The sequence below is a fragment of the Paenibacillus alvei DSM 29 genome (genome assembly GCF_000293805.1).
GTDB classification, from domain to species: Bacteria; Bacillota; Bacilli; order Paenibacillales; family Paenibacillaceae; genus Paenibacillus_B; species Paenibacillus_B alvei.
Window position 1 is genome coordinate 831,220 of sequence record NZ_AMBZ01000002.1, and the last position, 19,145, is coordinate 850,364.

At 48.3% G+C, this 19,145-nt stretch carries 19 protein-coding genes and 1 pseudogene; all 20 read left to right on the forward strand.

Annotated features, from left to right (window positions below; translation table 11 throughout):
• Positions 1-118 precede the first annotated feature (118 nt).
• Positions 119-1,336 (forward strand): ATP phosphoribosyltransferase regulatory subunit, encoded by a 1,218-nt coding sequence (locus PAV_RS10205; RefSeq protein WP_005545754.1) that lies wholly within the window; start codon positions 119-121, stop codon positions 1,334-1,336.
• A 20-nt stretch (positions 1,337-1,356) separates the two neighbouring features.
• The gene (hisG, locus tag PAV_RS10210) at positions 1,357-2,022 is read left to right on the forward strand and encodes an ATP phosphoribosyltransferase (protein WP_005545756.1); all 666 of its coding nucleotides are present in this window, start codon (positions 1,357-1,359) and stop codon (positions 2,020-2,022) included.
• Positions 2,023-2,095: 73 nt separating this feature from the next.
• Positions 2,096-3,409 (forward strand): histidinol dehydrogenase, encoded by a 1,314-nt coding sequence (gene hisD, locus PAV_RS10215; RefSeq protein WP_005545758.1) that lies wholly within the window; start codon positions 2,096-2,098, stop codon positions 3,407-3,409.
• Between the two features lie 191 nt (positions 3,410-3,600).
• Positions 3,601-4,209 (forward strand): imidazoleglycerol-phosphate dehydratase HisB, encoded by a 609-nt coding sequence (gene hisB, locus PAV_RS10220; RefSeq protein ID WP_005545759.1) that lies wholly within the window; start codon positions 3,601-3,603, stop codon positions 4,207-4,209.
• Positions 4,210-4,212: 3 nt separating this feature from the next.
• Entirely contained in the window at positions 4,213-4,851 is a 639-nt protein-coding gene (hisH, locus tag PAV_RS10225; RefSeq protein ID WP_005545761.1) for an imidazole glycerol phosphate synthase subunit HisH, read from the forward strand.
• A 46-nt stretch (positions 4,852-4,897) separates the two neighbouring features.
• A complete protein-coding gene (hisA, locus tag PAV_RS10230; RefSeq protein WP_005545763.1) occupies positions 4,898-5,641 on the forward strand; it encodes a 1-(5-phosphoribosyl)-5-[(5-phosphoribosylamino)methylideneamino]imidazole-4-carboxamide isomerase in 744 nt (247 codons plus the stop codon).
• A gap of 20 nt (positions 5,642-5,661) precedes the next feature.
• A complete protein-coding gene (gene hisF, locus PAV_RS10235) occupies positions 5,662-6,420 on the forward strand; it encodes an imidazole glycerol phosphate synthase subunit HisF (RefSeq protein ID WP_005545765.1) in 759 nt (252 codons plus the stop codon).
• A complete protein-coding gene (gene hisIE, locus PAV_RS10240; RefSeq protein WP_005545767.1) occupies positions 6,417-7,127 on the forward strand; it encodes a bifunctional phosphoribosyl-AMP cyclohydrolase/phosphoribosyl-ATP diphosphatase HisIE in 711 nt (236 codons plus the stop codon). Before hisF ends, hisIE begins: the two co-directional genes overlap by 4 nt.
• A 405-nt stretch (positions 7,128-7,532) precedes the next feature.
• Complete coding sequence (locus PAV_RS10245) at positions 7,533-9,344, forward strand: tetratricopeptide repeat protein (protein ID WP_005545769.1); 1,812 nt, start codon at positions 7,533-7,535, stop codon at positions 9,342-9,344.
• 39 nt (positions 9,345-9,383) lie between these two features.
• On the forward strand, positions 9,384-10,349 hold the full coding sequence (gene trxB, locus PAV_RS10250) for a thioredoxin-disulfide reductase (protein ID WP_005545771.1): 966 nt from the start codon (positions 9,384-9,386) through the stop codon (positions 10,347-10,349).
• A gap of 364 nt (positions 10,350-10,713) precedes the next feature.
• Entirely contained in the window at positions 10,714-11,664 is a 951-nt protein-coding gene (locus PAV_RS10255; RefSeq protein ID WP_005545773.1) for an ROK family glucokinase, read from the forward strand.
• 30 nt (positions 11,665-11,694) lie between these two features.
• Positions 11,695-12,591 carry an RNase adapter RapZ gene (rapZ, locus tag PAV_RS10260; RefSeq protein WP_005545775.1) on the forward strand — a complete coding sequence of 299 codons (897 nt, stop codon included), beginning with the start codon at positions 11,695-11,697 and terminating at the stop codon, positions 12,589-12,591.
• A gap of 12 nt (positions 12,592-12,603) precedes the next feature.
• Positions 12,604-13,590: a gluconeogenesis factor YvcK family protein gene (locus PAV_RS10265; RefSeq protein WP_005545777.1), complete on the forward strand. Its 987-nt coding sequence runs from the start codon at positions 12,604-12,606 to the stop codon at positions 13,588-13,590.
• Between the two features lie 6 nt (positions 13,591-13,596).
• Positions 13,597-14,528: pseudogene (gene whiA, locus PAV_RS10270) on the forward strand (DNA-binding protein WhiA).
• Between the two features lie 119 nt (positions 14,529-14,647).
• Positions 14,648-14,914: an HPr family phosphocarrier protein gene (locus tag PAV_RS10275; protein WP_005545782.1), complete on the forward strand. Its 267-nt coding sequence runs from the start codon at positions 14,648-14,650 to the stop codon at positions 14,912-14,914.
• A 234-nt stretch (positions 14,915-15,148) separates the two neighbouring features.
• Positions 15,149-15,916, forward strand: a complete 768-nt coding sequence (locus tag PAV_RS10280) for an SIMPL domain-containing protein (RefSeq protein ID WP_005545784.1) — start codon at positions 15,149-15,151, stop codon at positions 15,914-15,916.
• A 434-nt stretch (positions 15,917-16,350) separates the two neighbouring features.
• Positions 16,351-16,491 (forward strand): hypothetical protein, encoded by a 141-nt coding sequence (locus tag PAV_RS34570; protein ID WP_157266721.1) that lies wholly within the window; start codon positions 16,351-16,353, stop codon positions 16,489-16,491.
• Between the two features lie 7 nt (positions 16,492-16,498).
• On the forward strand, positions 16,499-17,470 hold the full coding sequence (locus PAV_RS10285) for an ABC transporter ATP-binding protein (RefSeq protein WP_005545786.1): 972 nt from the start codon (positions 16,499-16,501) through the stop codon (positions 17,468-17,470).
• The gene (locus tag PAV_RS10290; protein ID WP_005545788.1) at positions 17,467-18,318 is read left to right on the forward strand and encodes an ABC transporter permease; all 852 of its coding nucleotides are present in this window, start codon (positions 17,467-17,469) and stop codon (positions 18,316-18,318) included. The genes PAV_RS10285 and PAV_RS10290 overlap by 4 nt, the downstream gene beginning before the upstream one ends.
• Positions 18,315-19,133 carry an ABC transporter permease gene (locus PAV_RS10295; protein ID WP_005545789.1) on the forward strand — a complete coding sequence of 273 codons (819 nt, stop codon included), beginning with the start codon at positions 18,315-18,317 and terminating at the stop codon, positions 19,131-19,133. The genes PAV_RS10290 and PAV_RS10295 overlap by 4 nt, the downstream gene beginning before the upstream one ends.
• The last annotated feature ends 12 nt before the right edge of the window (positions 19,134-19,145 follow it).

Below are 19,145 nucleotides of genomic sequence, written 5' to 3' on the forward strand. Positions count from 1 at the left end.
AAAATGGATTGACGGAGCAAACAATACGTGATAATATTACCATTAAATTTCTTCAACTTGCTAATAAGGTAACTTGTTAATATATTAACTCACTAAAGTTTTTTTCCGAGGTGATCCAATGACAAAGCCGAGAATGTTTGAAAAGCCATCGGGTATGCGTGATTATTTACCGGAAGCCGTGCGACGGCTGCGTGTAGTGGAAGGCAAGGCACTCCGCACGATGGACAGTTGGGGATATGCGCAAATCATAACGCCGACCATGGAGTATTACGATACGGTAGGTGCAGCGAGCTCTACCTCTGACCACAAGCTGTTCAAGCTGTTAAATCAGCGCGGTACAACGATGGTGCTGCGTTCTGATATGACAGCGCCCATTGCGAGAGTGGTTGGTTCCTTGCTGGGCAAGGAACCGTTCCCAATCCGTTTGTCTTATCATGCCAACGTTTTTCGCTCTATGGAGGAGGAGGCTGGACGCGAAGCGGAGTTCTATCAGACAGGAGCGGAGATGATAGGAGACGGCTCACCCGATGCCGATGCTGAGGTGATTGCACTGTCAATTGCTTGTCTGGAGGCGGCGGGTATTGAACGTTTTAAGGTTGCGCTTGGGCATCATGGCTTTTTGCAAGGGTTGCTTGAATGCGCACTTCCCAATCAGGAAGTTGTGCAGACACAGTTGAAGCTTCGCCTGGTGCAGCGTGATGTAGTTGGTTATCGAGAGCTTGTGAATAGCCTGTCTATTGAACAGGAGTACAGAAATTACCTGGAGAAAGTATTGCATTTGCGTGGGGGGCGTGAGGTGCTGGAGACAGCTCGAGGTATAGCTGATGTGTCAGCTATACAGCAGTCGATCCGGCATTTGGAGCAGGTATGGAGTGTGCTGATGGCGTACGGCGTGGAAGAGCATATCGTATTGGATTTAACGATGCTGGGTGATTTCTCTTATTACACGGGTACGATATTTGAGGGTTATGCGGCAGATACGGGTTTTCCTGTCATGAGCGGGGGCCGTTATGACAATTTGTTGCAGCAGTTCGGTCGACCTGCTCCTGCGACGGGGTTCGCACTGCAGACGACGCGTATCGTAGATGCACTTTCTGGCAGTTGTGGTGCAGCTGATGAAGGGGAGCAGGTAATGACCATTCGCTATGATGAGCTTCACCGTCAAGAAGCATTTCAAGAAGCTGCGCGTTTGCGAAAGGAAGGCAAAAACGTAGTGACACAACTTATTGGCACTGTATGTGAGGATCAACGTGATGGAGTTGGTAAGGCAGAAGTTCATTCCAATGCTTGCGGCAATCGCGGAATCGAGATGCTTGCCTTTACGAATCGGGCTTGATGACGAAGGAGGAACGACTTATGCAGGAGTGGCTAAAGGTTGCAATGCCGAAAGGACGTATTTATAAGCAGGCATCCGCCCTGTTTCGGCAAGCCGGACTCTATGTGCCAGAAGATGAAGATGACTCGCGCAAGCTGATTATTGATGTACTGGAAGCGGGGATGCAGTTCATCATGGCGAAGCCTGTTGATGTGCCGACCTATGTGGAGTATGGCACTGCTGATATCGGCATTGTCGGTAAAGATGTATTGATGGAAGAGAACAAGGATGTATATGAGCTTCTGGATCTCGGAATTGCGCGCTGCCGGATGTCGGTTATCGGATTGCCTTCATGGAAGCCGGTCAGCCATTTGCGGGTAGCAACGAAGTATCCAAATGTAGCTTCTCAATATTTTCGAGAGCAAGGCCAGCAGGTGGAAGTGATTAAGCTCAATGGCTCAATCGAATTGGCTCCCTTAATCGGCCTGGCGGATCGAATTGTAGATATGGTGGAAACGGGTAAGACACTGAAAGAGAATGGTCTGATTGAGCTGGAAGAGATGTTCGGCATTACTAGCCGATTGATAGCCAATCGAGTTAGCTACCGAATGAAGAGCGAGGCAATTCAAGGGCTGTGCGACCGGTTACAGGGTATTGTGCCCCAGACATTGGAGAAGCCAGCGTCAGCAGCATTTTCGTTAGGATAAACAAGCACACAATATGAAAGCGAAAGTCGAATGATGCTTATAGCAGCGCGGGATTTAGGAGGGGGAGAACGAGATGCGGATCATTCAGGCAGCAGATTGGAATCTGGATCGGAAGGTCGATTATGGAACTCCGGATCAATTGAACAGCGTGAAGCGTATTGTAAGCGATGTGCGATATGAAGGGGATACCGGACTTCTCAAATATACAAGCGAGCATGACAAGGTAGAGCTGATCCAAGAGCAGCTTCGTGTAACCGAGGCAGATATTTCACAGGCGTACGAGCAAGTGGAGCAATCATTCTTAGCAGCAATTCGTCAAGCTGCAAGCAATATCAGACGATTCCATAAGAGACAGAAGCGAACATCTTGGATGGAGTGTGAACCAGATGGAACGCTGTTAGGCCAGATTATGCGTCCACTGAAACGTGTGGGCGTCTATGTGCCAGGCGGTAAGGCAGCCTATCCCTCCTCTGTTCTCATGAACGTTATTCCTGCCCAAGTTGCGGGTGTAGAGGAGATTGTGATGGTTACCCCCCCAGCTACAGGTGGAGTGGAAGGGATTAACCCTTATATTCTCGTAGCCGCAGCTGAAGCTGGAGTAAAGGAAATTTACCGCGTGGGCGGTGCACAGGCGATAGCTGCATTGGCGTACGGGACGGAGACAATTGCTCCGGTCGATAAAATATGCGGTCCTGGGAATATCTATGTGGCTCTCGCGAAGCGGGAAGTTTATGGAACTGTTGATATCGATAGTATTGCTGGCCCATCTGAGATTGTCGTGTTAGCGGATAAGTGGGCCAATCCCGTCTATGTGGCAGCTGATTTATTATCCCAAGCCGAGCATGATGAGATGGCATCGGCAGTGCTCGTGACAGATTCTATGGAGTTGGCCCAAGCTGTGTCCTTTGAAGTAGATCGCCAATTACAGGAGCTCCCGCGATATCCAATTGCCCGAGCTTCCATTGAACAGTATGGGGCAATTCTGGTGGTACAGGATTTGCAAGAGGGTGTCAAGCTCGTAAATCGGATGGCTCCTGAGCATGTGGAGATTATGACAGAGGAGCCGATGGAGTGGCTCGGTCTCATTGAAAATGCAGGAGCGATCTTCCTTGGCGCATACAGCTCCGAGCCTGTTGGGGACTACTTTGCAGGGCCGAACCATATTATTCCGACTAATGGAACAGCACGTTTCTCTTCACCGGTCGATGTAGATATGTTTATGAAGAAATCAAGCTTAATTCGCTACAGCAAGGAAGCGCTGTTGACCAACGGGGCGGCCATTATAGAGCTGGCCCGTCATGAAGGACTAGAAGGGCATGCTCGTGCAATTGAGGTTCGATTGCGTGAACAATCTTATGACAAGAAAGAGTTACACAACGAATCATAGAGTAATAGTATTTATGGAGATATAGAGATATAAAGAGATATAAAGTACGGTTTAGAGATAGTGGGGAAGTGGAGAGAAGACATCTTTGGCGGTGTGAAATGATGCTGTAAATCAGCAATCTCACATTGAACGGAAATATTCCTCGATATAAAAATGGAGCGAGAATCCTCAGTAGAAGGGTGGAAATTCTGATGGTACAGGAAGCGATCAATTGTGCACGTCAAGCGGATATTGACCGCAAGACGAACGAGACTAACATTCAATTGTCATTTTCTATTGATGGAACCGGAAAAAGCGAGCTGGATACTGGCGTTCCTTTCCTAACTCATATGCTCGATTTGTTTGCAAAGCACGGTCATTTCGACTTGAAGGTTAATGCCAAGGGCGATATTGAAATCGATGATCATCACACGGTAGAGGATATTGGCATTTGTCTTGGCCATGCCTTGAGAGAGGCGTTGGGTGATAAGTCCGGAATTCGGCGTTATGCCTCTGTGTTTATCCCGATGGATGAAGCATTGGCTCAAGTGGTGATAGATGTGAGCAACCGTCCGCATTTTGAATATAGAGCCTCTTATCCTTCCGTACAAGTGGGCACATTCTCTACAGAACTTGTACAAGAGTTTTTGTGGAAGCTAGCGCTGGAGGCAAGAATCACCCTCCATGTCATCGTTCATTATGGTCAGAATACGCATCACATGATCGAGGCGGTATTCAAGGCGCTTGGACGGGCGCTCGATGAAGCAACGTCGATTGATCCACGTGTACAAGGCATCCCTTCTACAAAAGGAGTGCTGTAGCTCATGATCGCCATAGTCGATTATGGGATGGGGAATTTGCATAGTGTCAGCAAGGCTGTAGAGCGATTGGGATATGAGTTCATCCTGACAAATTCCCGTGAGGATTTGCTTACAGCAGCGGGTGTCATTTTGCCGGGTGTAGGCGCATACGGAGACGCCATGCTGGCGCTGCGGGCTAGTGGATTAATCCCCACTCTGCACGAGATCGTGGAGAGTGGCAAGCCGATGCTCGGTATCTGCCTAGGGATGCAGCTGCTGTTCGAAGGAAGCGATGAACATGGCTATCATGAGGGATTGGACATGCTGCCAGGCCGTGCAGTACGCTTCGAGGGCGGCTCCTATAAGGTTCCGCATATGGGCTGGAATGAGCTGCGCTGGAAGCAGGCAGCATATTTGCATCCATTTGCTGAGGGGATAGAAGAAGGTCACGTATATTTCGTGCACTCTTATCGCGTCGTTGCGGAGGAGCGTACAGATGTGCTTGCTACGTGCAGTTATGGGGGCGTAGAGGTAACGGCTATTGTAGGTCGAGGCTCCTTGTATGGTATGCAGTTTCATCCGGAAAAAAGCGGTGCGTTAGGACAGTGTCTATTGGGGAGATTTTTAGCACTGACTGGGGTGGACAGGAAATCTGCAACATAAGTGACAAGGCAGCAATGAAGAACGATGGGAAAGGAAGGCGAGACAGATGGCGGCGTTCACGATATATCCAGCAATTGATATTCGCGGGGGAAAGTGTGTCCGACTTGTACAAGGGGACTATGGACAGGAAACAGTCTATGATGAGCAGCCAGTAGAGGTAGCAAAGCGTTGGGAAGCGAATGGAGCATCTTGGATTCATGTGGTGGATTTGGACGGAGCGAAGGAAGGACGGCCGATGAATGCACAGTTGGTTGGCGAAATTGCACGGACAGTATCGGTTCCGATTCAGGTTGGAGGCGGCTTGCGTACGCTTGAGGATATTGAACTGTTGCTTGATACGGGTGTACCGAGGGTCATACTGGGTACAGCGGCGATAGAGGATCGCGATTTCGTCGAAGCGGCACTTGGAAAGTATGGAGAACGCATAGCGATCGGTATTGATGCTCGCAATGGATTTGTTGCCACACGCGGGTGGTTGGAGACGTCGGAAGTGAAAGCGGATATACTGGCTGCTGAATTGGCTGCGGTAGGAGCGAAGACGTTCATTTTTACGGACATCTCACGAGACGGCATGATGAAGGGCCCGAATGTCGAGGCAATTGTACAGCTGGCGAAGGCATCAGGACAGCAGGTAATTGCTTCAGGCGGTGTGAGCGGCATGGATGATATCCGTGCACTATCAGCGTATGCGGCAGATGGTGTAGCAGGGGCGATTATTGGCAAGGCACTTTATACAGGCGGTATTGATTTAACTGAGGCGGTACGGCTGGGAGCAGCCGAGCGAAGCTAATACGGACGGGGGCGACTGCGATGTTGGCGAAGCGTGTAATTCCTTGTCTGGATGTAAAGGATGGCCGTGTTGTAAAAGGAGTAAATTTTGTTCAATTGCGTGATGCTGGAGATCCGGTAGAACTGGCTGCTCTGTATGATCGGGAAGGTGCGGATGAGCTGGTGTTCTTGGACATTTCCGCAACTGTCGAGGGCAGGGCGACGATGGTGGAGGTAGTACGTCAGACCGCAGGAGAGATCTCCATCCCCTTCACAGTAGGTGGCGGCATTTCCTCTGTCGAGGATATGATGCGCATGCTTCGTGCAGGTGCGGATAAGATTGGCATAAATACAGCGGCAGTCAAAAAGCCGAGTTTGATAGCAGATGGAGCTCGGCGATTCGGATCGCAATGTATCGTTGTTGCCATTGATGCTAAGTACAATAGAGCTTGGGGCGAGTGGGAAGTGTATATCGATGGTGGCCGTACACCGACTGGCTTGCGTACAGTCGCTTGGGCTCAAGAGGTAGAGCGGCTAGGAGCAGGAGAGCTGCTGTTAACGAGTATGGACGCGGATGGAACGAAGGATGGCTTCGATATTGCCTTGACGCGTGCGGTATCTGATGCGGTCGGCATTCCCGTTATCGCTTCAGGCGGTGCAGGCAGCGCGGGTGATTTTGTAGAGGCATTTACTGAAGGGCATGCAGATGCAGCGCTTGCGGCGTCAATTTTCCACTATAAAGAGGTGTCGATTTCGGGGGTGAAGGCATCGCTTCAGGCAGAGGGGGTACATGTACGATGACTCAACAGGTAATGGCAGCTGGTGAACGCTTGGCAAATCTGATTCGTTGGAATGATTGTGGACTTGTTCCGACTGTCGTGCAGGACTCAGAAACGAAGGATGTTCTAATGGTAGCGTATATGAATCGGGAATCCTTGCTTTTGTCGTGCAAGATGGGGGAAACCATATTTTGGAGTCGTTCCCGTCAGGAACTGTGGCATAAGGGAGCAACATCAGGCAATACGCAGCAAATTGTATCCATGTCTGTGGATTGCGATCAGGACACGCTTCTTGTTCAGGTGAGATCCAAAGGGCCGGCTTGCCATACCGGAAGCCGAACTTGCTTCGATAATGCTCAGAAGATAACTGCGGTACCAGAAGCAGATAAAATAGCGCCTGCAGGCGTTTCAGTATTATCAGCACTGGAGAACCTTCTCGCACAAAGGCAGCTTGAACGGCCAGAAGGATCATACACCACTTATTTATTCGAGAAAGGCCTCGATAAAATATTGAAGAAGATTGGCGAGGAAGCAACGGAGGTTGTCATCGCAGCGAAGAGTGGGGACAAGACGGAAATGGTCGGTGAAATTGGTGACCTGCTGTTCCATGTGCTTGTGCTGCTCCGGGAGCGCGATATCGCGCTAGCAGATGTATTATCCGAATTAGAAATACGGCACAGTGGGCCAAGACGAGATACGTATAATGAGCAGGGGAAAGTAAAATCGTGAATAACAGGCTGGATTTGGAATGGCGGGCGTTGTGATGTGTGTTCTGTGAAGAGCGCGCAGTGCAGTGTCTGCTTTTTGTTTGTGATCGAATCAATTCGGTTACTATCCATTATAAGGGTTTATTGATTGCCGGAAACAAAGATTTGAGTTATAATAAGATAAGAATAATTATTAAATAAAAATAAACATCTGATTGCTGATGTCATTCAGATGTGCTCCTTCTTGTCCCTTCAGCCTTTGCGAGGTTGTGGGGCATATGGCGGCTTAGACCTGCTATTGCGACGGAATGAAGGGATCAAAACGACTCCTTTTAAAGTCTTCGCGAAAGGGATGCGGGAAATGAGCTTCATTATGGTATACTGATGGGTATGTGTACAGTATATAGTGTCAGGAGGGGCCTTGGCGATGGCAGAACAGAATAAGGTGGTTATGTTCCCAATGGACGCTGCTGCGTTCTCTGAACGTGCAGTACAATCGTTGGAACGGCTGCACTACGACAAGGCGTTGACATATTTTCGTAAGGCGGTGGAATTCGAACCGGACAACCCTATTTTGCATTGCAACTTAGCAGGAACTCTTGCAGAAGCGGGCCAGTTCGAAGAGTCAAACGATACATTGCACCACATCTTGCATAAACTCGATCCGAACATGAACGAATGCTACTACTATATGGCGAATAACTTTGCATATATGGAACAGTTCGAACAGTCGGAGGCGATGCTGGAAACGTATTTGTCCCGAGATCTTACGGGGATGTATGCGGAGGAAGCGGAAGAAATGCTCGAAATGATCCGTTTCGAGGCCAATAAGCAATCCTCATCACAGCACCGAGGTGGGCAGAATGTGAGGGCAGAATCGTCAGCAGCGAAGCTGCCGTCAGCGCTGAGCGACGAAGAGATGGGAGTCTCCGAGCAGGCAGAGGATAACCATGCAGAAGCACGCTTGCTTCTGGAGGCGGGTCGATTCGTCGAGGCAGAGAAATTGTTGAAGCAGGTTGTAGAGTCAGATCCAGATTATTTGGCAGCACGGAACAACCTAGCGTTAGTTTATTATTATATGGGGCAGTTCGATGAAGCTCGGAAGGCGCTTGATGCCGTGCTTGAGAGAGATCAGGGGAATTTGCACGCTCTGTGTAACCTCGCGATATTCGAACGCCACGCAGGCAATGAAGCTGTAGTCCAACAGCTGATTGCGATGATTAGCAAGGTTCAGCCCTTCTATCGGGAGCATCTGTTCAAGATTGCGACCACGATGGGGATGCTGGATGAACATGAACTTGCCTATCGGCATTTGCGGCGTTTAGTAGCGGGCAATATGCTGCGAGAAGCAAGCATTTATCATTATGCGGCCGTAGCGGCTTGCCGTTTAGGTCGATATGAGGAAGCGTCGCGCTGGTGGGCAGTATGCCGCAGACTCGATCCTGAATCAGGCATCGCAACTTACTATATGGAGCGATTGCAGCAGCGTGATCAAGGCGACATTGATCCTATGCCAACCTACCATTATCGTTTGCCTTATGAGGAGGCAAGCCGTAGGGCTGCTGCTAAGGCTGCATCCCAGGATAGCGGGCGCTCTGGAAGATCAAAGAGTGGTGGGAATTGGGAGCAGCAGTTGAAGAAAGATCCGCTAGTACGTGCTTCCTTGTTTTGGGCGCTGCGGTTTGGCGAACCAGATGTGAAGCTTCAAGCGCTGCAGGCAATGAGTATGCTTGGTGACGATGAGGCAAATGATGCGCTGTGCTCTATGCTGTTGGATCCTGAACAGGATGCCTATTTGAAGCAGGTGGCAGTCTATGTTCTCCGTATGCACGGAGTGGAAGGGCCCATTGAAGTAGAGTGGAAGGGTGAGCACATCCAAGTTCACCACAATCATATTGCGAATCGTCTGCCGGTGTGGGAAGCGCAGTGGCAGCAGGTGCTTGATATATTGCGCGAGTCCATGAGGGAGCGTTATGATCTGTTCCATATGCATGATGCAGAGACGCTCTGGGTGGAGTTTATTACGCGTCTATATCCCGATGAAGTACCTCGTATTGGCAAGGCGGCAAGCTGGGCAGCGGCAATTGAATTCATCATTGCGAAAATGCTGCGTCGAGAGATATCCTATCAGGTTGCAGCAGAGCAATATGGCGTATCAGCAGCTACGGTTGCCAAGCATGTGAAACGAATGGAAGACACATGTCAGGTAGAAGCTAAAATCAAGCAATCCTTTACATGAAGATAAAGTCAAAACTTGATCATAAGGGAGGCCAACCCCATGGAGAACAAAGTATATAAATCAGTTGTTATCGGTACAGGACCAGCAGGATATACAGCAGCTATTTACTTGGCGCGTGCCAACATGAATCCGCTTGTGATCGAGGGCCCTCAACCAGGCGGGCAGTTAACGACAACTACAGAAGTTGAGAACTTCCCTGGATTTCCTGAAGGCATTCAGGGCCCTGAATTGATGGACAATATGCGCAAGCAGGCTGAGCGCTTCGGCACAGAGTTCAAGACAGGTTGGGTAAACAGCGTTGATGTATCTAGCCGTCCCTTCAAGCTTCAAGTGGAAGGCGTAGGCGAAATTGTTACGGAAACGTTGATTGTCGCAACTGGCGCATCCGCAAAATACCTGAACATCCCAGGTGAACAAGAAAACTTGGGCAAAGGGGTTAGCGCATGTGCGACTTGCGACGGATTCTTCTTCCGAGGGAAGAAAATTATCGTTGTCGGGGGCGGAGACTCCGCAATGGAGGAAGCGAACTTCTTAACTCGCTTCGCATCCGAGCTTACATTGGTTCACCGTCGTGATGAGCTTCGCGCTTCGAAGATTATGCAAGATCGCGCGAAGAACAACGAGAAGATCAAATGGGGATTGAACCGTACTCCAATCGAGGTCATTTCCACAGGTATGGGTGTAACGGGCTTGAAGGTGAAGAATAACGAAACAGGCGAAGAAGAAGTTTTGGAGACGGACGGCTTGTTCGTAGCCATCGGTCATAAGCCAAATACGGATTTCCTGAAGGGTCACATCGACTTGGATGAGCAAGGTTATGTCATCGTGAAGCCAGGTTCAACGGAAACGAGCGTTCCAGGTGTATTTGCCGCTGGCGACGTGCATGATACGAAGTACCGTCAGGCAATTACAGCAGCAGGCTCTGGCTGCCAAGCCGCTTTGGACTGTGAGAAATTCCTCGAAGGCCATATTACACAGGACTGGAGCCAGTCTTTGAATAAATAATGTGCTGACCTCCAGTTAAGCACGTCTTCGATAGGAATAAAACACTGGAAAATGAAGGTGTAGTGCTGTTGGAGATATAGCTGGAAGTGTACTCACTTTTCGGAAAGTTGGGAGCCTGCGGGCTCCCTCTTTTCTTTCGAATAATCGGGCAGATATTTATGCGGAACAGAGGAGAAACGAGCCTGCGGGCGAGCATTGGATCGTATGGATCAATTGGGTTGTCAGAAGGAGTGGTAAGCACTTCTGGCGCGGCCTGACAACGTTTTACTAGAGGTTCCGTTCTCTTGACCTGACTAGTGGGTTCGCGTATAGTGGGTACTGAAAGTACCATAATTCGATTACGTATATAAAAGGTGGATGACGCATGTCTGAGCAGATCTACGTGGGTGTCGATTTGGGCGGTACGGCCATTAAAGTTGGAATCTGTGATGCAGAAGGCAAGCTTTTGCATACATTTGAGGGTCCAACTGAAGTAGCTAAGGGTCCGGATACTGTCATGGATAATATCGAAAAATATGTTCGTCTCATCGTGGAACAATCTCCTTACGATTGGAGCCAAGTGGCTGGTGTTGGCGCGGGAGTCGCAGGATTTACGAATGTAAAGGAAGGCATTATTATTTTGGCGCCCAACGTAGGATTCAAGGATGTGCCGATCCGTTCCATATTGGAAGAACGTCTAGGCAAGCCAGTTAAAATTGACAATGATGCAAATGTTGCCGCACTTGGCGAGGTGTGGAGCGGCGCAGGCAAGGGTATTGACCACTGTGTTTGCTACACGCTAGGAACGGGTGTCGGCGGAGGCATCATTATTAATGGAAGAATTGTACAAGGATTCTCAGGTCTTGCAGGAGAGCTTGGCCATATGGCGGTTATCCCGGATCTGGAGGCTATCCAATGCGGCTGCGGCAAGATGGGCTGCTTGGAAACAGTATCTTCTGCTACTGGTATCATTCGTATGGCCAATGATGCAGTTGAACGTGGGGATCGTACTTCCTTATCCCTTGTAGAGAGTATCACAGCAAAGGATGTATTTGACGCTGCGAAGGCAGGGGACGAGGTCGCAGTTCGCATCGTATCCCGTGCAGCTTATTACTTAGGTAAAGCAATGGCTGCTGTAGCAGTGACGCTGAATCCAGAGCGTTTCATAATTGGTGGAGGCGTATCGAAGGCAGGGGAATTCCTGTTTGAGCAGATTCGTGAAACATTCATGAAATTAACACCTGACCCGGTTACGCGCGGCGTATCCATCGTGCCAGCAGAGCTAGGCAATGATGCCGGTATGATCGGTGCGGCAGGCTTGTTCTTGCGTTCGTAGCCGAATCTTGTAAGGAGGAGAGGACGAACGATGATGGAATCATCAGAGATGACAGCTTTAGCGAAGCTGGTTATCATTACGGGAATGTCTGGTGCTGGGAAGACAATTGCGGTTCAAAGCTTGGAGGATATCGGATTTTTCTGCGTGGATAATTTGCCACCAGTACTTATACCGAAGTTTGCTGAACTCATCGAGCAGTCCAAGGGCAAGATCGGCAAGGTAGCCCTTGTCATTGATTTGCGCGGAAGGGAATTTTTCACGGCTTTATCGGAATCGATTAATTATATTCGTGATCACTTTACCATTCATTGTGAAATATTGTTCTTGGATGCAACGGATTCTGTTCTCGTTCGCCGTTATAAGGAGAGCCGTCGTCGTCATCCTCTCAATCCAGGCGGCATGCCGCTTGAGGGAATTAAGCAGGAACGCACTCTGCTGGAAGATTTGAAGGGTTGGGCGACACAAGTCATTGATACGAGCAATTTGAAGCCCGTGCAGCTGAAGGAACGAATTGCGGCTAGATTCACGCACGCCGATCAGAACGTGATGTCGGTGAATGTGACATCGTTCGGCTTTAAATATGGCGTGCCAATTGACGCGGATCTTATTTTTGACGTACGCTTTTTGCCAAATCCGCATTATGTGGAGCAACTTCGCCCGAGAACTGGACAGGATATTGAAGTATACGATTATGTCATGAAATGGCCTGAAACACAGGCCTTCCTTACTAAATTGCTTGATTTGCTGAACTTTCTCATGCCGCAGTATCGCAAGGAAGGGAAAGGTCAGGTCATCATCGGCATCGGATGCACAGGCGGCAAGCACCGATCAGTGGCTATTGCAGAATATTTAGGTCGTACAATTGGTGCGAGTGACACGGAGGTTGTTCGTGTCAGTCACCGTGATGCTGAGAGAGATCGGCATTAGTGGAGGGGCGTTATGACATGTAAAGATGAAGAGCGAGTTCACCCGCGTATTGTGGTTATGGGCGGCGGCACAGGGCTGTCGGTCATGTTGCGTGGGTTGAAGGAAAAGCCGCTCGATATTACCGCAATCGTTACCGTGGCGGATGATGGAGGCAGCTCCGGCATATTGCGCAGCGAGCTGCAAATGCCCCCGCCAGGAGATATACGCAGTGTGCTGACAGCGTTGGCAGATGTGGAGCCCTCGCTGTCAGAGATGTTGAAATACCGCTTCAAGAATGGGTCTGGATTGGCAGGACATAGTTTGGGTAACTTGATCCTAGCAGCAATGACTGACATTACCGGCGACTTTGTGGCAGGTATACGGGAATTAAGCCGCGTACTTGCGGTTCGAGGCCGCGTGCTGCCAGCAGCGAATCAGGCAGTTGTCCTTAAGGCAGAGATGGAAGATGGGTCGATTGTATCCGGTGAATCTTCCATTCCTCAAGCGGGGCAGCGTATTAAACGTGTTTTTTTAGAACCGGAACAGGTGGATGCGTTGCCTGAGGCCGTGGAGGCGCTCCGTCAGGCGGATGCAATTTTGATCGGCCCAGGCAGTCTTTATACCAGCATTATCCCAACACTGCTCGTACCAAAGCTGGCCCAGGCGGTGTTAGAATCTAATGCGGTGAAAATATTTGTATGTAATGTGATGACCCAACCGGGAGAAACGGATAATTATTCGGTCGGTGATCATTTAGAGGCTGTACAGTTGCATGTCGGCAGTCAGCTGTTCGATTATGTGATCGTGAATAACGGTGAAATCCCGCCTCAAGTTCAGGATAAATATGCCGAGCAGGGCGCGAAGGCCGTACATTTAGATATGGAAGAAGTGACGAAGCGCGGCTATCAAGTAATTGCAGATTCTTTAGTGCTGTTCCGCACCTATCTGCGACATGACGCAGATAAGCTTAGTCATCATATTTATCAGCTTGTGGAAAATTGGATGATACGAAAGAGGTGAGCCGCAATGTCTTTTGCAGCACAGACAAAAAAGAATTAACGATGATCGAATCCGAGTCGTGCTGTGAGAAGGCGGAACTGTCTGCATTAATGCGCATGAACGGTTCTGTGCAGCTCTCGTCCAACCGCAAGGTAATATTGGACATTTCTACAGAGAATGCTGCGATCGCCCGCCGCATTTATACACTTGTCAAAACGTATTTTCAAGTTCATACAGAGCTGCTTGTCCGCAAAAAGATGCGCCTGAAAAAGAACAACGTGTACATTGTACGCATTCCGACGCGTGTGCAGGAGATTTTACGTGATTTGCACATTGTATCGGAAGGTTTTTTATTCACGGACGGCATAAATGAGCAAATCGTTGAAAATAACTGCTGCAAACGTGCGTATTTGCGTGGGGCGTTCATGGCAGGTGGATCGGTGAATAATCCAGAGGGATCATCATATCACTTGGAAATATCCTCGATGTACGAGGAGCATTGCCGCGCATTGGTTGAATTAGCGAATGAGTTCCAACTGAATACCCGATTCATTGAACGTAAAAAAGGCTTTGTCCTGTACATTAAAGAGGGCGAGAAAATCATCGAATTCCTCAATATCATTGGTGCCCACCAAGCACTGTTCAAGTTTGAGGATGTCCGTATTATGCGGGATATGCGCAACTCAGTGAATCGGATCGTCAATTGCGAAACGGCTAACCTGAATAAGACGATTGGTGCAGCCGTTCGTCAAATCGAGAATATTCGTTATCTGGAGAGGCATCTTGGATTAGAGAAACTACCGGATAAGCTAAGGGAAGTAGCGGAGGTCAGATTGGCACACCCGGATATTAACCTGAAGGAAGTAGGCGAGCTTCTGAGTGGTAAAGTAAGTAAATCTGGTGTCAATCATCGACTGCGCAAGATAGATGAGATGGCTGAACGATTGCGCAACGGATAGCGAGATAAACTTTATTCCTCGCTTGAAATCGTTTATAATGCTAATATGTGATGAAATAGAGCAAATTAGCGTAAATTTGAGTAATGTAAACTACATGGAATATAGGGGGTATGATTCGCATGGCTCAACAACCAATTGTCGTACGTTTGAAGACTGGACTGCACGCAAGACCTGCAGCCTTGTTCGTTCAAGAAGCGAATAAATATTCTTCGGATATCTTCGTTGAAAAAGAAGATAAGAAAGTTAATGCTAAGAGCATCATGGGTATTATGAGTCTCGCAATCAGCACCGGCACGTCGATTACCATTACTGCGGATGGCGCGGACGCCGATCAGGCTGTAAGCGCTTTAGTCGGGCTTGTAAGCAAAGAAGAATTGGACAGCTAAATCAATAGCTGATGAATTGTCCATTCCATTGTGGAAGCAGCGGAGCTGTGACTGATACTAAGAGAAGAGCCGTTCAGGCTCTTTTTTATTGTGAAAGATTGAGCGGTTATCATATATATTGAAAAATATCATTCCAAAGTTTCATGCTGATTTGCAACAATATTTACCTTGGCAACGTTTAGAAGGCAAGAAGCAAGTCAATCTTACATTCTATAACGCGATGGAGGAATGGTTATGACGCAATTGGCAGGAAGAACGGCATGGCGGAGAATGGCAATGGCAGTAATGCTGACAGGAGCGCTGCTTGTAGGTACAGGTGTTGCAGCTCCTGTACCGGTGAAGGCAGCGGCAGCCGAATTCAGTATTAAGGATACAGTGAGTGTGTCAGGTGTTGGCGAGTTGGAAGTTACTCCTGATGTGGCTTATGCAGAACTCGCGGTAGATACACGGGGAAAAACAGCGGCAGAAGCACAAAAACAAAATGCGGCATTATATGATAAGGTGAAGCAGGTGCTCACCAAAAAATACGGCATTCAGGAGAAGGATTTGAAGACGGTAAACTTTTCGGTCAATCCAGAGTATAAATACGAAGAAAACAAGGAGCCTCAAATTGTTGGCTATCAAGCGCAGCATGCTGTTCGTGTCACATACCGGGACTTGAGTCGATTAGGAAGCTTAGTTGATGCCGCGACTGATGCAGGTGTGAATCGAGTTGCTCGTATCCAATTCGACACCGAAAAGCGTGCCGACTATGAGGCACAAGTATTGGAGAAGGCAGTACAGCATGCAGCAAAGAAGGCGTCTGCATTGGCGAAGGCTGCCGGTCGTGAAGTAGGGGCAGCACTTACGATTGCGGAGTCCGGTGCAGACTGGTCCCCTGTACGTGTCATGTACGATACTTCCAATGCAGCTGAAATGAAGAAGGATACAGCAACAACAGATTTGCAGGGTGGACTTATTAAGCTGAATGCTCAGGTACAAATTCAGTATCAATTGAAATAAGCATCTAGTATAAATGTTCCTTTTATGAGTGTAGTCTCCTATTGTTAAATCCATGCATATTTTCCAAAGAGAAGGCGAGTAAATCAGAATAAATGGCGTTGTACCAAGGGGCACTTGTGTCAGAAATGGCATAGTGCCTTTTTGTGTGACGATGATGTTGGATTAGGGGTTGTATTTTAAGGAACAAAGCCCTAGAATGTAACAGGGGAAATGAATACTGATGTATTCTTCTATTAATATATTTCAAATAAGTGCCTAATGGCCTGATCCGTGGTGGAAGTAAGGCGAACCGTTGAAACGAAATGTATGTTTTTGTCGAAATTACGTTAAAATAAGTTGTATCGTCAGACAAAACGATGTATATTGGATATGCAAAAACGCCAACGTGAACGGGACGTAGAAGCCATACCAATGGATATGGCTTTTTTTGCTTAATGAATAAGAACGTATCCTATACACTGCGCGCATTCTTGTTCATCCCTTTTGGGGTGGTGCTGCAGAGCGTGCCAGCTGCCATTACGACGGGCATGCTGCATGCAGGAACAGCCACCTCAATTGGCAGACTGACGATGTAAGGGGTTGATGCTAATGATTGAACTGGTAAATGTGGAGAAACATTTTGCCGGGCAACCCGTTGTGCATCCTCTGTCGCTTACGATTGGCGAAGGGGAATTTTTGACGCTGCTCGGTCCGAGTGGTTGTGGGAAGACAACCATTTTACGCATGATAGCTGGCTTTGAACAGCCTTCATCTGGCCATATCCGCCTAGATGGAGAAGATGTTACGAACTTACCTCCGAACAAGCGGAATTTGAATCTTGTATTTCAACATTATGCCTTGTTCCCTCATATGACGGTCGAGCAGAACATTCAATTCGGCCTGAAAATGAAGAAAATTCCGCAGGCAGAGCAGCGTGAGCGCATTGCAGAAGCAATTCGATTGACGCAGCTTACAGCGCTTGCGAAGCGTTATCCGCATCAATTGTCCGGTGGACAGCAGCAGCGTGTTGCGATTGCTCGTGCTATTGCTAACAAGCCGAAGGTGCTTCTATTGGACGAGCCGCTTGGCGCGCTTGATTTGCAGCTTCGCAAAAACTTGCAGGCTGAACTGAAACAGTTGCAGCGGAGCTTGGGAATTACATTCGTATATGTAACCCATGATCAAGAAGAAGCGATGATGATGTCGGATCGGATCGTGATTATGAATAATGGTCGTGTCGAACAGATCGACTCTCCTAAAAATATTTACGAACGCCCGGAGACGTTGTTTGCAGCTACGTTTGTTGGAGAGAACAACGTGTTCCATGAAGAGAACCTCTTTACCGTTCGTCCAGAAAAGATTCATGTGACAGCAGAAGTGGAAGGTGCACCGCGTACCGGAATTATTCAGGATATCGTTTATTTGGGGAATATCCACAAGCTGATCGTTCACTTGGATAATGACCAAACGAACGTATCGGTTGTGCTTGACTTCAAGGACGAGCGAACGTGGGAAATTGGCCAACACATCGGAGTAAGTTGGAATAAGCAGGATGAGGTGATGATCGGCTCATGAAACGCTCATTTGGCATCATTGCGCCGGTCGTATTGTGGCTGACGATATTTCTTGTCGTGCCGATGATTGCAGTTATTGCTGTGTCCTTTATGCAGCGGGACGAGCTCGGCAATATCGTCTTTTCGTTTACGCTGAACAATTATGAACGATTTTTCGATCCCTTATACTTGGGAATTTATTGGGATACACTGTGGCTATCGGTATTAACAACAATAATCTGCTTGTTGTTCAGCTATCCGCTTGCGTATTATATTTCAACGACGAGCCCGGCAAAGCAGAAGCTGCTACTCATTCTCATTACAGTTCCGTTCTGGATTAACTTCCTTATTCGGACGTATGCGTGGGTGCTATTGCTTCGTACGCAAGGGATCGTCAACCAAACGCTTCTTGATTTGGGCTGGATAGCGGAGCCTCTGCAAATGCTTTATACCAAGGGTGCAGTGCTCCTTGGAATGGTTTATACGTTCATTCCGTATATGGTGCTTCCGATTTATGTATCATTGGAGCAAATGGATAAACGATTGCTTGAAGCATCCAGCGACTTGGGTGCTACAAAGTGGAAATCGTTCTTGCATATTACGTTGCCTCAGACGAAGTCTGGCATGATGACAGGCAGCGTGCTTGTCTTCGTAACAACGGCGGGTATGTTCGTGGTAACAGACATTCTGGGCGGCGCTAAGGCGCAAATGCTCAGTAATATTATACAGAATCAGTTCCTAGGTGCGCGCGACTGGCCATTCGGTTCCGCGCTGTCAGTCGTGTTCGTGATCAGTTCATTGATCATCATCGGTCTGTTCAACCGGGCACTCCGCTCCAAATATGAAGCATCGAAGGAGGCGGGGGCATGAAGGTGGCAAGCAAAAAGAAGCAGCATCCGCTGCTTGCGCTCCATTCGATACTGTTAATTCTGTTTATTTATGTCCCAGTATTTTTGATTATTGCGTACTCGTTCAACAATTCGCGCATTAATTCGAATTGGAGCGGATTCACGTTCAAATGGTACAGCTCTTTGTTCGATAATCGGCAAGTAATGGAGGCGTTGAGCAACAGCTTGTCGATCGCATTGATATCTACCGTCATATCAACCGTACTTGGCACGTTGGCGGCGATAGCACTTCGCCGTATGGCTTCCCGACGCAAGCAAGGGGTAATAGGCCTATTATACTTGCCAATCATTGTGCCGGATATCATTATGGGCTTGTCCCTATTGGTATTATTCAGCCAGTTTAAAATTGAGCTGGGCAAAATGACGGTTATCATTGCACATATAACGTTCAGTATTTCGTACGTATATGTCATTGTTGCTTCCAGACTTGCCAACATGGGCAAGCAACTTGAAGAAGCAGCATCTGATCTTGGTGCTACACCATGGCAGACATTCCGCCATGTTACGCTACCTTCGATATGGCCAGGCGTGCTTGCCGGAGCAATCATGGCGTTCACACTGTCGATAGACGACTTTATGATCAGTTTCTTTGTTGCCGGGCCGAACTCAACGACCTTGCCGATCTACATTTACGGCTTGGTAAAACGGGGAATTTCTCCAGAAATCAACGCCTTATGTACGTTGATGATTATATTTAGCGTCGTGCTAATCGTACTTGCACAATGGTTGCTGAACCGTGGCAACGGAGAAAAGAAAAGCTCTATGCTGCCGTTCTAATTCACCGCTTAT

Coding starts and splice junctions, on each gene's coding strand:
- PAV_RS10205 (WP_005545754.1), top strand. CDS start 119: ATGACAAAGCCGAGAATGTTTGAAAAGCCATCGGGTATGCGTGATTAT.
- hisG (WP_005545756.1), top strand. CDS start 1,357: ATGCAGGAGTGGCTAAAGGTTGCAATGCCGAAAGGACGTATTTATAAG.
- hisD (WP_005545758.1), top strand. CDS start 2,096: ATGCGGATCATTCAGGCAGCAGATTGGAATCTGGATCGGAAGGTCGAT.
- hisB (WP_005545759.1), top strand. CDS start 3,601: ATGGTACAGGAAGCGATCAATTGTGCACGTCAAGCGGATATTGACCGC.
- hisH (WP_005545761.1), top strand. CDS start 4,213: ATGATCGCCATAGTCGATTATGGGATGGGGAATTTGCATAGTGTCAGC.
- hisA (WP_005545763.1), top strand. CDS start 4,898: ATGGCGGCGTTCACGATATATCCAGCAATTGATATTCGCGGGGGAAAG.
- hisF (WP_005545765.1), top strand. CDS start 5,662: ATGTTGGCGAAGCGTGTAATTCCTTGTCTGGATGTAAAGGATGGCCGT.
- hisIE (WP_005545767.1), top strand. CDS start 6,417: ATGACTCAACAGGTAATGGCAGCTGGTGAACGCTTGGCAAATCTGATT.
- PAV_RS10245 (WP_005545769.1), top strand. CDS start 7,533: ATGGCAGAACAGAATAAGGTGGTTATGTTCCCAATGGACGCTGCTGCG.
- trxB (WP_005545771.1), top strand. CDS start 9,384: ATGGAGAACAAAGTATATAAATCAGTTGTTATCGGTACAGGACCAGCA.
- PAV_RS10255 (WP_005545773.1), top strand. CDS start 10,714: ATGTCTGAGCAGATCTACGTGGGTGTCGATTTGGGCGGTACGGCCATT.
- rapZ (WP_005545775.1), top strand. CDS start 11,695: ATGATGGAATCATCAGAGATGACAGCTTTAGCGAAGCTGGTTATCATT.
- PAV_RS10265 (WP_005545777.1), top strand. CDS start 12,604: ATGACATGTAAAGATGAAGAGCGAGTTCACCCGCGTATTGTGGTTATG.
- PAV_RS10275 (WP_005545782.1), top strand. CDS start 14,648: ATGGCTCAACAACCAATTGTCGTACGTTTGAAGACTGGACTGCACGCA.
- PAV_RS10280 (WP_005545784.1), top strand. CDS start 15,149: ATGACGCAATTGGCAGGAAGAACGGCATGGCGGAGAATGGCAATGGCA.
- PAV_RS34570 (WP_157266721.1), top strand. CDS start 16,351: ATGAATAAGAACGTATCCTATACACTGCGCGCATTCTTGTTCATCCCT.
- PAV_RS10285 (WP_005545786.1), top strand. CDS start 16,499: ATGCTAATGATTGAACTGGTAAATGTGGAGAAACATTTTGCCGGGCAA.
- PAV_RS10290 (WP_005545788.1), top strand. CDS start 17,467: ATGAAACGCTCATTTGGCATCATTGCGCCGGTCGTATTGTGGCTGACG.
- PAV_RS10295 (WP_005545789.1), top strand. CDS start 18,315: ATGAAGGTGGCAAGCAAAAAGAAGCAGCATCCGCTGCTTGCGCTCCAT.